Consider the following 12960-nt stretch of genomic DNA (forward strand, 5'->3'; position numbering starts at 1 on the left):
CGGGGCAAGTTGGCAACGGATAAGCTCATCTGCCCTGACGAGCGTCAGCGGTTGCCCTGATTAGGCTCATGAATAGACTCTTGTGGCTGGAAAACTGTAGTACTCTGCTCAGGCGATGCAGTGAAAATGAGACAGTGCGGCTGCCGCATTGATTGTTGAGACGACGATTTGATCGGACGGCACAGGCCGCTCTGCCCCGAAGCGGACAGTTTTTAAGGTATAGTGAAAGTGTCTACGAAAGCCTGGCCACCATCTTACAAAACGGGCGTTTAAAGCGACAGCTATACACCTTATTTCTGACCCTCTTTACGTTTAAAGTCCGTGATGGTTTTTCCATCATAACGATACACGCCACTTGTAGGCCCTAAAGCGCCAAACCAAATGCTTCCATCGTTCGCTTCCAAAAGCCCCAGAAAAGCCTTTCCTGACATAATTTCGGTTACCGTGGGCTTTTCATTGTACAGCGACTTTTGATCGTACCGTGAAAGTGCCCAGACCATTCCATTAGGAGGATTTACCGGACCAGTAGTCCAGATGTTTCCTTTTTTATCTTCGATTATTGCATAAGCACCTCTCTCTGATACCTTCGTAAAGCTACTGCCGTTATACCGCTAAAGACCATCATTGTCACCAAGCCAAATATGGCCTTTTTTATCTTCGATTATCGACCAAAGGTTGTTAAAGGCTTTACCATCTTTATTTCTGAAAACAGTAAATGTCTTTCCATCATAAAAACAGGGATCACCCCTTGTGCCAAACCATAATTTCCCGGTTTTGTCCACAGGAAGTAAGAAAAACAAACATCAAGAACAAAGTATAGACGGGAAAGTATTTTATCGTTTTAATTATTTAAGAATTTCAAAAACCTAAAAGCTCTTGTAACAGAATGACATGATCTGATCTAGTTGAAGTCTAATGGATTCAGATGTTATTTTTTTGCTACGATTTTCATAAAGAGTTTAAAGTCGTCCGAAATTCCATCACCAGACCGATAAAAGTGCTTTTCTGATCCATAATCGATACCCCAATCTGTTCGATCAAGGATCAGCGTACCATTAATCTCGACAGTTCCGTCCATTCCGTCCTTAAAATATAGTTGGGCTGGAAAAGTAACTGCCTTCGTGATACCTTCCATGGTCAGATTCCCTGTAACTTTTATATTTCCTTCATTAACTCTTATACTTCCATCATTCGGAACTTTTGTATTTCCATCATTACCTGTTTCAACCTTCGTAATTGCGAATGTAGAAACAGGGAATTTTTTGACATCAAAAAATGCAGGTAATTTATTGTATGAACGTTGATTATCAAATTTTTGCTCAATCGTATTCATGTCGACTTCAACGGCACCGCCCACCAGATGACGGTTTTCGATCAACAACTCTCCTTTTACTATATCGACGTCCCCTTTGAAGGAACCATCACTAACTAACTTAGAACCCTCCCAATAACCAAGTAGATAAGAACCTTTCCAGATGACAACACTTTGCTTCGTATCTATGCTATATTTTTTCTGGCCCTCTTTATTGTAAAAGTCCGTGATGGTCTTGCCATCATACCGATACACGCCGGTCGCATCGCCAAACCAAACACTTCCATCGTTCGCTTCCAAAAGCCCCAGAAAAGCCTTTCCTGACATAATTTCGGTTACCGTGGGCTTATTACTATACAAAGACTTTGCATCATAACGGGAAAGTGCCTGGACCGTCCAATTAGCAGGATTTACCGGACCAGTAGTCCAGATGTTTCCTTTTTTATCTTCGATTATTGCATAAGCACCTCTCTCTGATACCTTCGTAAAGCTACTGCCGTCATAGCGATAGAGGCCACCGGGTCGACGGCCTCCTTTAAAGCCGTTGTAACCGCTGAGCCAAATAGTACCTTTTCTATCTTCCATTATACCCCAAACGCCGAGAAAGGGTTCGCCTTCATGGATTAACGTGGTAAATTTTTTCCCGTCATAAACAAAGGCGTCGCCCCTTGTGCCAACCCACAATTTCCCTGTTTTATCTTCAATGATTGTATTAATTTCATTATTCCAATGCCCTTCTTTATAAAAAAGCGGAGCGTTCGGAGAGGTAAAATTTCGAAAAGATTTCCCATCGTAACGGCTTAGTCCATTTCCAGTGCCCAACCAAATAATGCCTGCCTTATCTTCATAAACAGACATAACCCGATTATCGGCAAGGCCCTCCGTAGTAGTGAAATGTTGAAAGGATTTTCCGTTGTAATAAAAAGCACCTGAATCAGTAGAAGCGAACCAAATATTTCCTCGTCGATCTTCCAGCACATCCTGGAATATGTGCTGACCTATTTTACTGGTAAGATTAGTAAACGATTTTCCATCGTATCGAAACACATCACCAAATGATACGTTGTTCGGGCCAGCAATCAAAATGGTGCCATTTCTGCCTTTTTTTATATTACGAACCATTATGTTAGGTCCTATATCTTTAATTTCGGACTTGATGTTATCTTTTGGTACGTTTGTTTGGTTTTGTCCACAGGAAGTGAGAAAAACAAGCATCAAGAACAAAGGATATACGTGCACGAGTTTATTCATTTCAATTTTTTGTTTTCAAGGATTTTAACAAAGCTAAAAGCTTTTATCCTGCCCTCTGTTAAGGACCTGTAAAAGAAGGTTAACGAAATGTAAAAGCATCTTTTACTGACTGCTGGGAATTTTTGCTCCTAAGTCGTTGGCCATATTGTACAAAAATGTTGCCTATACAACTGTCTTATAAAACCCTCCTTTCGTGAGACTATGGATCGTAACTCTTAAAGGCAAGTGACGGATTTTCGGGGCTACCCGTGCGGTACGATTCGGCCGGGCCGCGTTCGGCAAAACTACTCAGCTTTGATTAATAGGAAACGGCGATTATCCTCATTGCCAGCAAGATATATACTGGTCAATAAACTGAGTTAAGGTATTGGGTTGCCGTCCTGTCATGCGGGTGAAGTCAGGGCTTAGCAGGGGAACCTTCTGGAACCGGGGCAGAAAATGCAGCAGCAGCATCACCAGGATCAGCCTCGACGCGATGCCTTCCCGTCGTTTGGCAAAATAGTACCGGATAGGGTTGGGACTCTCGTAACGCACTTCATACCCAATGCGCTCACTGAGCAGCCTACTCACTTGAGCGAATGTCAGTAACTCGCTACCCGTAATCGTATACGCTTTGTTCTGGTGTTGTGTCCAATTGGTGAGAACCACCCCGATTGCCCGGCCAATGTCGGCTACGTCCACCCATAGAAATGGAGCCTGACCGGCGGGCAAAAACAGACGATGATGCCGCACAATGTCGTCTTTGAGCGTCGTTGTCAGATTTTGCATAAAATAAGACGGACGCATAAAGGTGTAGGCTATACCACTCCGGCGAATGAGCTTTTCCAGTTTGGCGTGGGGGATGAAGGACATTTGGTCGGCTCCCTGAACCGACAGAAAAACAATATGCCTGACGGTTGCCCGCTGACAAGCCGCAATAAACGGAGCAAAATAGGTGTTCACATCGGCCAGTTGGGGGGGTCTTAACAGAAAGACGACATCAATTTCCCGCAAAGCCGTGGCGAACGAATCAGGCTGCTCAAAATCAAGCCATCGCCCAGTTTCGGTGACCGAATCCTTGTGATACTCAGCCGTATAAATACAGTGATTTACATCCGCAGGGAAATGGGCAAGAACAGCAGCCCCCACATTGCCGGTAGCCCCCGTTATGAGGTAAGACGTGATCATGGTTATTAAAGAAAATCCGAAGCTTGCCTTATTCGCTTTGTTGGTTTACCAGTTGCCCCGGCGTAGCTTTTCGGGTTGCATAACCTGGATGCCGCCCGATGCGCTCATCTCAATCAGGCCGTCGTGTTTAAATTCGCTTAGGGTACGGATTAGCGACTCGGTCGCCGTACCGATCATGGCCGCCAGATCGTCGCGCGAAAGTTGAATGATGCCTTCGGGCTGTTGCCCATGCAGCCGCAGGAGCGTATCGGCCACCCGTCGCCGGAGGGAGTTGTAGGCCATGCCCAGCAATTGTTCTTCCCTTTCGGCCACCCGCCCCGCCAGCAACTTGATGAACTGGGTGCTCACCGCCGGATTGGCCAGCAGCAACTGCCGAAAGTCATCTTTGGGAATATAGATCAGTTCAGCATCATCCAGGGTCACCGCCGAGTCGGTGTAGTCGCTATTTTCAAGCAGGGCTAAATAGCCAAAAAAATCACCGGGGTTATACAGTCCCGTGACAAACTCTTTGCCATCGGCATTGGAACGCAGGGTTTTAACCTTGCCCGATTTGAGGAAATAAAGCCGGGTGGGTTCGTCGCCTTCCGAATAGACGTACTGCTTTTTACGAACGGCGTGGAGCTTTCGGTCGGCCGACAGGCTCTGCAGATTGCCCACCTGACGGGCGTCGTTCATGAACTGATCCAACCATTCTGCTGAAGCCGGGCTGCCGGAACGGTCGTACTCAGGGGATTGCCACACCCCTGGCGTTTCGGGTTGCGGGCGGACATTTTGGAAACGATTCAGGCGCCCTTCGATGGCGCTGAGCAGTTCCGACTCATCGAAGGGTTTGGTCAGGTAGTCGTCGGCGCCCAAATCCATGCCTTTGCGGAAGTCGGTTCGCTCGATTTTGGCGCTCAGGAAAATAAACGGCACGCCCGTTAGCTGCGGGTTTTTGTTGAAAATATGCAGCACCCCGTAGCCGTCCAGCACCGGCATCATAATATCGCAAATGACCAGATCGGGCTTCTCAGTAAGGGCACATTCCACGCCGATCTTTCCGTTTTCGGCCGTATGGACCGTATAGCCAGCCAATTCCAGAATCTCAGCGGTATTTTCGCGGATAAAGTCATTATCTTCAATCAGCAGGATCGTTGTCATAGGGAAGGGTTAAGGTAACGGTGGTGCCCTGGTTCAACGCGCTTTGCAGCGACACCTGGCCACCCATCAGTTCCACGTAGCGGCCCACGATGTGCAGGCCCAGGCCGGTGCCGGCAATATTGGCCACATTTCTGGCCCGGAAGAACCGCTCGAACAGATGTTCCTGATCGTCGATTGGAATACCCACACCCTGATCCTGGACGGAAAGAGTCAACTGATTCCCGGCACAGGTGGCCCGAACAGTCACGACCGACCCCGGCCCGGAATACTTAACGGCATTGGCCAGCAGATTGACTAAGATTTTTCGCAGCAGCGACGGGTCGAGCCAGACCGGGGCCGGACACGACAGGTGGGTTTGCACGGTTTGGGCCAGTTTCAGTATACTCTGCATATCGGCTACGGTTTCGCTCATCAATTGCGCCATATCAACTTCGGTAGGGTGGGCTTCGACTCTACCTTCTTCGATCTTGCCGACCGACAAAAACTCTTCGAGGATGTCGTTGAGGTGCTTGACGGACGTTCGAATGCGGTCGAGGTGCTTTTTTCGCTTGTCCTGCTGGTCGGCTCCGGCATACTTCTCGACCAACGTAGCCGAGGTTTGCAGGGCCGTCAGCGGGGTGCGAAACTCGTGGGAGGCCATCGACACAAACCGGGATTTGAGTTCGCCCAATTTCTGCTCGGCCACCAACGCCCTGGCCAGTTCGTCTTTCGACTGCTTCAACTGGTCGAGAGTTTCCATCAGGGCATGGGTGCGGTCGGCCACTTTCTGCTCCAGATCGGTGTTCAGCCGTTGGATATGGTCGCGGTGAGCCAGCAATTGCTGTTCCGCTTCTTTTTTAAGCGTGATGTCGATGATGTAAGCCACCGCATACAGGTCGGCTTCCAGCCGAAAATAACTCAGACTGATCTCGACGGGAAACACCGACCCATCTTTGCGCTGAGCGTGCAGATCGCGGTTGCGACCCATCACCCGCACCTGGGGCGTTGTGTTGAACGATTGCCGGAGTTTTTCATGGTAACTACTCACGCCCGTTGGCACGACCTGTTCGATGGTCAGCGTCTCTAACTCACCTACCCCGTAGCCAAATAACTGGTCGGCCAACTGGTTAGCGGATACGATTTGCCCTCGCTCGTTGCAAACGACAATGCCAATGGCCGCATTGGAGAAAATCGCTTCGTAGCGTCGAACACTATGATCGAGTTCGCGCTCGGCCTGGTGAAGCCGTCCCTGATCGATGAGCCGGGTGAGGGCGAAGGGGCAGCCGTTTTCGGTAAACACGTTGATAATCAGCCTACCCCAGAACAGTTGACCGTCCTGCCGCTCAATCTGGGCCGTTTCTTCGTGCTTTCCGGCCTGAACGATACGCTCAATCAGGTTGGTCCGATATTTTCCCTCCAAGGGGGGCGTCCGCAACGACCGGGAGCGGACGGGATCGGTCAGTAAAGCCTGTTCCGAGGAGAAGCCAAGCATCCGCACACCGGCCTGATTGATTCGGACAAACCGCTCATCGCTCAGGTTGTAGAGGCCGATAAAATCGTCGCTTTCTTCAAAAAGCAGGCCCGTCAGGGGGTTTGAATACAAGGCGGTCAGCATAGGGTAAAAAAAGCCCCATTGGCACCTGCCAACAGTATTTCTATGCTAAGTTAACCCAAATTAGCAACAACAGTTTATTAATCAGGCTGACACCTGACGAATATCAGTCCATTTGAGGGGCAGAACCCCCACTTTTGGTGATTGCCTTTAAGCTCCCGAACGCGAAGGGACACCACTCTATGAAATCCGACGATCTGCCGAACCCTATTTTACTTACTCCCCAATCGGCGGTTCTGCTCATCTTTATGCCCCACAAATGGGCAGACCACAGGCAGCAAGCCTCGTTGACAGCCCTTGCCGATTCGCTGAAAGTACAGTTCGGCGGCTTGCTGCGGGTGCTCCGGATCGATGAGGCCACCCACCCCGATGTTGTTCGGAGTTTTGCCATAATCCAAACGCCTGCTTTTGTACTGGTTCGGCGGGGCATCGAACTGTGGCGGCATGAAGGCATGGCCGATGAATCGACGTTCATGTTGCTGATTGAAAGGCTGCTCACGGAAAAGAGCCAATAAGAATCAGGTAAGGAGCTGATTCGCGTCAGGATAGATCTACGCTTACCATTGTTGTTTTGTAGTTGAATACATCGTCAATAGTTTCAATCATCAATGCCATGAAACAACTGCAAACCTTTATTATCGCTTCTGCCTTGTTGCTGATGCCCTTATTCGTTTTTAGCCAGTCGGCTAACTACAAACAGCCCATGACGATCAATGCCGCCGGTCAGGTTAAAGACGCTAAAGGAGTGGCCATCGGGTTAGTCACCAAAGACCGGATGATTAAAGACGCTAAAGGCAACAAAATAGCCTTCGTTGATGGCCAGGGCAATTTAATCGACGCGAAGACCGGCAAAAAAATGGGCCGTATGGGCAAGGACGGAAAAACGTACATGGATGCCAACGGTGATTTGATGTTTACTATAAAAGACAATGCCGATGAGACCTGCGACATCTTCGACGCGAAGGGTAACAAAATCGGCAATGTGCATGACAGCTTTAAAGGAACGGCCTGTGCGCTGCATTGCTTTCAGGCGGGTCATACACACATGAATTAATTAACGTTACCTGTCGTGTTAACTAACAAAGACTTATTCATGAAAACCATTGTTCTTGCCACCGATTTTTCGCCCAGCGCCAACCGGGCAGCCCACTTTGCGGGTCATCTGGCCGTTGACCAGAAAGCCCAATTGATTTTACTGCACGCTTATCATGTCTGGCCCGATAATCCGGCCAAAACAGGCGACTTCGCGCTGTCGCTGGAAGCCACGCGGGAACGCAGCTTAACGTCCTTACAACAGTTGGCCGATAAGCTGAGCGCAGAGATTGGCGCGGACCTGCCAATCCGGTGCATTGCTCAGGAAGGCCACACCATGAATGCTATACGCAGCGTAGCGAAGGACGAACACGCCGATCTGCTGATTATGTCGACGGTTGGCACGGCTCCGCAAAGTACCCAATTAATGGGAAGCGTTGCGACGGGGATGGTTGCTGAGACGGAGGTGCCGCTCCTGCTGATTCCGCCGGGCATTACCTATGCCGGGGTAAAAAACGTGGTGCTGGGCATTGACCTGTCGACACCCCCTAACGCAGTAATCTTAGATACGGCACTGAACTTCGCCCGGTCGTTCGGCAGCGTCATCAATGTGCTGTGCATCAGTGATAATCCCGACGACACCGACACGCGGAAACACGCGGAGCATATTCGGCACCTGCTGAATCCGACCCCCCATACGCTGACCATTAAAACCGGAGATGAAATTTACGATACCCTGCTGACCTTTGCCCACGAAAACAAAGCAGACCTGATTATGATGCTGCCGCAGATGCGGAACTGGCTTCAGAAATTGATTTTTGAAGGCGAAACCCAACGCATGGCCCGTCTGACGGACATACCCCTGCTGGCGGTTGTCTGATTCCAGCCTACCTCAACGTAAACACCGCCATCAATGAACATCGCTTTTTTTAGCTGCCATCCCTACGAGCAGTCCTTTCTGGAAGCCGCCAACCCCAACCAACGGCATACGTTGACCTTTCTGGCCCAGACCCTGACGCCCGAAACGGTTTCCTTAGCGGCTGGTCATCAGGCCATCTGCGTATTTGTCAACGACCGGCTCGACGCGCCGACGCTTCAGGCGCTGGCCGGGCAGGGTATTCGGCTGGTGGCTCTGCGCTGTACGGGGTCAAATCAGGTCGATATACCGACAGCGCAGCAATTGGGTATCCGCATTCTGCGCGTGCCAACTTACTCGCCCCACTCCGTAGCCGAACACGCCGTTGCCCTATTGCTATCGCTGAACCGGAAGACTTATTTGGCGTACCAGCGTACCAAACAAAATAACTTTACGCTCGATGGTCTGATGGGGTTTGACCTCTACGGCAAGCGGGTTGGCGTCATCGGTACGGGCAAGATTGGTGCCGCTTTTGCCCGCATCCTGCTTGGTTTTGGTTGCCACGTATTGGCCTACGACAAGGCGCCCTCGGCCGTATTGCAACAGTTAGGGGTGGAGTATCTGCCGCTGGATGACGTATTGAGGGAGGCTGATGTTATCTCGCTCCATTGCCCGCTCACGCCCGAAACGCATCATCTGATTGACGCCCCCGCACTGACCCGTATGAAACCCGGTGCGTACCTGATTAATACCAGCCGGGGCGGTCTGCTGGATACGCCCGCCGTACTGAACGCCCTGCAAAGTGGCCACCTGGGCGCGTTGGGGATCGACGTGTACGAACAGGAAGATGATTTTTTCTTCGCCGACTGGTCGGACAAAGTCCTTCCCGATGCAGCTCTGAACGCGCTGACGCATCTGCCCAATGTGCTGGTTACGGCGCACCAGGGGTTTTTCACCACGGAAGCTATGGAACAGATTGCCCATACGACGCTCAATAACCTGACGTATCTGGAGCAGGAGCTTTTGCCGACGGATGGCGTCGTGGTTGGATGACAACAATTTGGTAATGAGCGTACGAATGGGGTTGGTTTGCGTAAGTCGTACCTTAACGCATGATGTGGACAATCAGAGCGGTAAGGAATGCGGTGGAGCACCGATTACGGTCACTTAGTTATGCCTGTCTGGTGGGGTTGATGCTGTTCGACTGCCGCTCCAACCCCGCCAACCCGGACACGATTCACATCGACGGGTCGAGCACGGTGTTTCCGCTGACAGAAGCCGTTGTCGAAGAGTACGGAAAGCAGCACCCCGACCAAAAAATAACGGTCGGCATATCCGGGACGGGGGGCGGGTTTCAGAAGTTCTGCCGCGACGAAATCCAGATTGCCGACGCGTCGCGCCCAATTACCAAACCCGAACGTACTCATTGCGGGCAAAACAACGTCCGGTTTCTCGCTGTCGAGGTAGCCTACGATGGGCTGGCCATCGTGGTGAACCCGGCCAATACCTGGGCCACCAGCATAACCGTGGCCGAACTCCGACGGCTTTGGGAACCGGCGGCTCAGGGTCAACTTACCCGCTGGAATCAACTCCGCCCCGGCTGGCCCGATGCCGAAATTCACCTGTTTGGCGCGGGGATAGCGTCGGGCACCTACGATTATTTTACCCAGGCTATTGTCGGTACAGCCCACGCCAGCCGGGGCGACTACACCGCCAGCGAAGACGATAACGTGCTGGTGCAGGGCGTGGCTACCGACAAACTCGCGCTGGGTTTTTTCGGGCTGGCCTACGTAGACGAAAATAAAGGCAGGGTCAAACTAGTACCCGTCGATGATGGCAATGACCAGAATGGTAAAGGCCCTGTTCGGCCAACTATCGAAACGGTACGAAATAAAACGTATGCTCCGCTGACCCGCCCGCTGTTTCTGTACATCAATCAGGCTGCCGCCCGGCAGCCGACGGTGCAGACGTTCGTCGCTTATTATCTTGACAACATTGCCCGGTTGGCTCAACAGGCCGGGTACGTACCGTTGAGCCAGGCCGAAAGTACCCGCCAGCGCGTTGGGTTCGGGCAGTTCGCGGCTATACCTGCGCCCCTGACGCGATGACAACCCGCCAGCTTCGCACCGAACGTATTATCGAAGGCACCTTAGCGGCCTGTGCGCTATTGACCGTACTGATTACCCTGGGTATTATCTGGACTCTGTTTTCAGAAACGATTTTGTTTTTCCGGTCGGTTAGCCTGTTCGATTTTCTGACCGACACGGAATGGACACCCCTGTTTGCCGACAAACATTTTGGCATTCTACCCCTGCTGACGGGTACGTTGCTAACGACGCTCATTGCTATGCTGGTGGCCGTACCGGTGGGCGTTATCATTGCCGTGTACCTGCGCGAATACGCTACCGCCACGTTCCGGCGGGTGATGCAGCCCACCCTCGAACTGCTGGCCGCCGTGCCAACGGTGGTCTATGGTTTCTTCGCCCTGACCGTGGTGACCCCATTTTTGCAGCAGATTATTCCTGGCTTAGGCGGCTTTAATGCACTCTCAGCGGGCATCGTGATGGGCATCATGATTATTCCGCTGGTTTCCTCCCTGAGCGAAGATGCGTTGATGGCCGTACCCGAACGACTGCGCGAAGCTTCCTACGGCCTGGGAGCTACGCGGCTGCAAACGGCTTTCCGGGTGATGGTGCCAGCAGCCTCGTCGGGTATTCTGGTGTCGCTGATTCTGGCATTTTCGCGGGCCGTGGGCGAGACGATGATCGTGGCCGTAGCCGCCGGTCAGCAGCCCCGCCTGACGCTCGATCCGCGCGTTCCCATCGAAACCATTACGACCTATATCGTGCAGGTGAGTCAGGGCGACGTACCGCGCGATTCGCCCGAATTCAGGACGATCTACGCGGCTGGCACGGCCCTGTTCCTCGTCACGTTCGCCCTCAACAACGTTGGCTACTGGATTCGCACCCGTTACTCCAACTCGTTATGAGGAATCGAAACGATACACTTTTCAGGATCATCGGCATCATCTGCACGTTTGTGGGGCTGTTGCTGCTCGCGTTATTTCTGGTCGACATTATCCGGCAGGGTGCCGGGCGGTTGAGCGGCTCCTTTCTGACCAACCTGCCGTCGCGCTTTCCCGAACGGGCGGGTATTTATACGGCATTGGCTGGGTCGTTCTATATTCTGGCACTAACGGCTTTACTGGCTGTTCCGGTGGGCATTGGGGCGGGGCTATATCTGGAAGAATACACCAAAAAAAACTGGCTGGCCACCCTGGTGGAAATCAACATCCTGAACCTGGCCGGTATCCCGTCGATCATTTACGGACTGCTGGGACTGGGGTTCTTTGTGCAGACGTTGCAGTGGGGAAGCAGTGTATTGTCGGCGGCTGCCACACTCTCCCTGCTGGTGTTGCCCACCATCATCGTGGCTACCCGCGAGGCTGTCAAAGCTGTTCCCAACTCTATCCGCGAGGGGTCATATGGGCTGGGGGCTACGCACTGGCAAACGGTGTGGTTTCAGGTGTTGCCAGCCGCAGCGGGCGGTATCATGACGGGTGTTATTCTGGCCCTGTTGCGGGCCATTGGCGAAGCAGCCCCGCTGGTCGCCATTGGGGTACTGGCCTACGTACCGTTTGCCCCAACGAGTCCGTTCGATGCGTTTTCGGCCCTGCCAACGCAGATTTTCAACTGGATCGACCGGCCGCAGGCGGGCTTCAAAGCCGCTGCCGCAGCCGCCATCATCGTGCTGCTGTTTGTTACGTTCCTGCTCAACGGCATCGCCATTTACCTACGCAGTCGCTGGCAACGGCAGAATAGATCCTAAGCTATGGCTATCCTGGAAAGTAAATCCGTCAACGTGTTCTACGGCACTAAACAAGTACTCGATCAGGTGTCGTTGAGCATCGACGAACATTGCATCACGGCTCTGATTGGCCCGTCGGGTTGCGGCAAATCGACGTTTTTACGGCTATTTAACCGGATGAACGACTTCATCGGCGACTTCCGCAAAGAAGGCGACGTGCTGGTGGAAGGGGAAGAAATTTACGCCCCGGACGTGTCGACCGAAGACCTCCGCAAACGGGTTGGCATGGTATTCCAGCAACCCAATCCGTTTCCCAAATCTATTTTCGAGAATGTAGTCTACGGCCTTCGGTTGCAGGGTGTTTCGCAGAAATCAGTTCTGAACGAAAAAGCCGAACAGGCCCTCCGCCGGGCCGACCTGTGGGACGAAGTGAGCGGCATCCTGACCAAATCAGCCCTGTCGCTGTCGGGTGGGCAGCAGCAGCGGTTGTGCATTGCGCGGGCGTTGGCGGTTGAACCGGCCATTCTGCTGCTCGATGAACCAGCTTCGTCGTTAGACCCCATTTCGACGGCTAAAATTGAGGAACTGCTGCTCGAACTCAGGCAAACCTGTACACTGGTGATCGTGACGCACAACATGCAGCAGGCCAGCCGCATCAGCGACAAAACGGCGTTTTTCAACCTCGGCAAACTCATTGAACATAACGATACAAAACGCTTATTCGAGCAGGCCCGCGAACCCGAAACACAGCGGTATCTGGCGGGTAAGTTTGGGTGAACTGACGCAAATCAGGTCGGGAACTGA

The 12960-nt window shown here is 52.1% G+C and carries 13 protein-coding genes; 8 read left to right on the forward strand and 5 right to left on the reverse strand.

The window, feature by feature from the left end; translation table 11 throughout:
- Positions 1-611 precede the first annotated feature (611 nt).
- The 5 genes from ACYVI1_RS18500 to ACYVI1_RS18520 all read right to left on the reverse strand — a co-directional run bounded on the left by ACYVI1_RS18500 (position 612) and on the right by ACYVI1_RS18520 (position 6464).
- Positions 612-782 (reverse strand): two-component regulator propeller domain-containing protein, encoded by a 171-nt coding sequence (locus tag ACYVI1_RS18500; RefSeq protein ID WP_460912341.1) that lies wholly within the window; start codon positions 780-782, stop codon positions 612-614.
- A 146-nt stretch (positions 783-928) separates the two neighbouring features.
- The gene (locus ACYVI1_RS18505; RefSeq protein WP_460912220.1) at positions 929-2563 is read right to left on the reverse strand and encodes a two-component regulator propeller domain-containing protein; all 1635 of its coding nucleotides are present in this window, start codon (positions 2561-2563) and stop codon (positions 929-931) included.
- Positions 2564-2884: 321 nt separating this feature from the next.
- Positions 2885-3730 carry an NmrA family NAD(P)-binding protein gene (locus tag ACYVI1_RS18510; protein WP_460912221.1) on the reverse strand — a complete coding sequence of 282 codons (846 nt, stop codon included), beginning with the start codon at positions 3728-3730 and terminating at the stop codon, positions 2885-2887.
- Between the two features lie 45 nt (positions 3731-3775).
- Positions 3776-4870 carry a response regulator gene (locus ACYVI1_RS18515; RefSeq protein WP_460912222.1) on the reverse strand — a complete coding sequence of 365 codons (1095 nt, stop codon included), beginning with the start codon at positions 4868-4870 and terminating at the stop codon, positions 3776-3778.
- The gene (locus tag ACYVI1_RS18520) at positions 4848-6464 is read right to left on the reverse strand and encodes a sensor histidine kinase (RefSeq protein WP_460912223.1); all 1617 of its coding nucleotides are present in this window, start codon (positions 6462-6464) and stop codon (positions 4848-4850) included. Before ACYVI1_RS18520 ends, ACYVI1_RS18515 begins: the two co-directional genes overlap by 23 nt.
- A 179-nt stretch (positions 6465-6643) precedes the next feature.
- Here ACYVI1_RS18520 and ACYVI1_RS18525 point away from each other — a divergent pair, with 179 nt between their 5' ends.
- The 8 genes from ACYVI1_RS18525 (at position 6644) to pstB (ending at position 12933) form a co-directional block, all read left to right on the forward strand.
- Positions 6644-6976 carry a thioredoxin domain-containing protein gene (locus tag ACYVI1_RS18525; RefSeq protein WP_460912224.1) on the forward strand — a complete coding sequence of 111 codons (333 nt, stop codon included), beginning with the start codon at positions 6644-6646 and terminating at the stop codon, positions 6974-6976.
- A 98-nt stretch (positions 6977-7074) separates the two neighbouring features.
- Entirely contained in the window at positions 7075-7515 is a 441-nt protein-coding gene (locus ACYVI1_RS18530) for a 5-fold beta-flower protein (RefSeq protein ID WP_460912225.1), read from the forward strand.
- Positions 7516-7554: 39 nt separating this feature from the next.
- Positions 7555-8373, forward strand: a complete 819-nt coding sequence (locus ACYVI1_RS18535; RefSeq protein WP_460912226.1) for a universal stress protein — start codon at positions 7555-7557, stop codon at positions 8371-8373.
- A 33-nt stretch (positions 8374-8406) separates the two neighbouring features.
- Positions 8407-9402 (forward strand): 2-hydroxyacid dehydrogenase, encoded by a 996-nt coding sequence (locus ACYVI1_RS18540; RefSeq protein ID WP_460912227.1) that lies wholly within the window; start codon positions 8407-8409, stop codon positions 9400-9402.
- Positions 9403-9461: 59 nt separating this feature from the next.
- On the forward strand, positions 9462-10457 hold the full coding sequence (locus tag ACYVI1_RS18545; RefSeq protein WP_460912228.1) for a PstS family phosphate ABC transporter substrate-binding protein: 996 nt from the start codon (positions 9462-9464) through the stop codon (positions 10455-10457).
- Complete coding sequence (gene pstC, locus ACYVI1_RS18550; protein WP_460912229.1) at positions 10454-11338, forward strand: phosphate ABC transporter permease subunit PstC; 885 nt, start codon at positions 10454-10456, stop codon at positions 11336-11338. The genes ACYVI1_RS18545 and pstC overlap by 4 nt, the downstream gene beginning before the upstream one ends.
- The gene (pstA, locus tag ACYVI1_RS18555; RefSeq protein ID WP_460912230.1) at positions 11335-12177 is read left to right on the forward strand and encodes a phosphate ABC transporter permease PstA; all 843 of its coding nucleotides are present in this window, start codon (positions 11335-11337) and stop codon (positions 12175-12177) included. The genes pstC and pstA overlap by 4 nt, the downstream gene beginning before the upstream one ends.
- Before the next feature lie 3 nt (positions 12178-12180).
- Positions 12181-12933: a phosphate ABC transporter ATP-binding protein PstB gene (pstB, locus tag ACYVI1_RS18560; RefSeq protein ID WP_460912231.1), complete on the forward strand. Its 753-nt coding sequence runs from the start codon at positions 12181-12183 to the stop codon at positions 12931-12933.
- The last annotated feature ends 27 nt before the right edge of the window (positions 12934-12960 follow it).

The sequence above is a fragment of the Spirosoma areae genome, assembly GCF_054781775.1.

Excerpts from the sequence above, each read along its gene's own strand:
- ACYVI1_RS18505 (WP_460912220.1), bottom strand. The coding sequence starts at position 2,563 with ATGAATAAACTCGTGCACGTATATCCTTTGTTCTTGATGCTTGTTTTT.
- ACYVI1_RS18510 (WP_460912221.1), bottom strand. The coding sequence starts at position 3,730 with ATGATCACGTCTTACCTCATAACGGGGGCTACCGGCAATGTGGGGGCT.
- ACYVI1_RS18515 (WP_460912222.1), bottom strand. The coding sequence starts at position 4,870 with ATGACAACGATCCTGCTGATTGAAGATAATGACTTTATCCGCGAAAAT.
- ACYVI1_RS18520 (WP_460912223.1), bottom strand. The coding sequence starts at position 6,464 with ATGCTGACCGCCTTGTATTCAAACCCCCTGACGGGCCTGCTTTTTGAA.
- ACYVI1_RS18525 (WP_460912224.1), top strand. The coding sequence starts at position 6,644 with ATGAAATCCGACGATCTGCCGAACCCTATTTTACTTACTCCCCAATCG.
- ACYVI1_RS18530 (WP_460912225.1), top strand. The coding sequence starts at position 7,075 with ATGAAACAACTGCAAACCTTTATTATCGCTTCTGCCTTGTTGCTGATG.
- ACYVI1_RS18535 (WP_460912226.1), top strand. The coding sequence starts at position 7,555 with ATGAAAACCATTGTTCTTGCCACCGATTTTTCGCCCAGCGCCAACCGG.
- ACYVI1_RS18540 (WP_460912227.1), top strand. The coding sequence starts at position 8,407 with ATGAACATCGCTTTTTTTAGCTGCCATCCCTACGAGCAGTCCTTTCTG.
- ACYVI1_RS18545 (WP_460912228.1), top strand. The coding sequence starts at position 9,462 with ATGATGTGGACAATCAGAGCGGTAAGGAATGCGGTGGAGCACCGATTA.
- pstC (WP_460912229.1), top strand. The coding sequence starts at position 10,454 with ATGACAACCCGCCAGCTTCGCACCGAACGTATTATCGAAGGCACCTTA.
- pstA (WP_460912230.1), top strand. The coding sequence starts at position 11,335 with ATGAGGAATCGAAACGATACACTTTTCAGGATCATCGGCATCATCTGC.
- pstB (WP_460912231.1), top strand. The coding sequence starts at position 12,181 with ATGGCTATCCTGGAAAGTAAATCCGTCAACGTGTTCTACGGCACTAAA.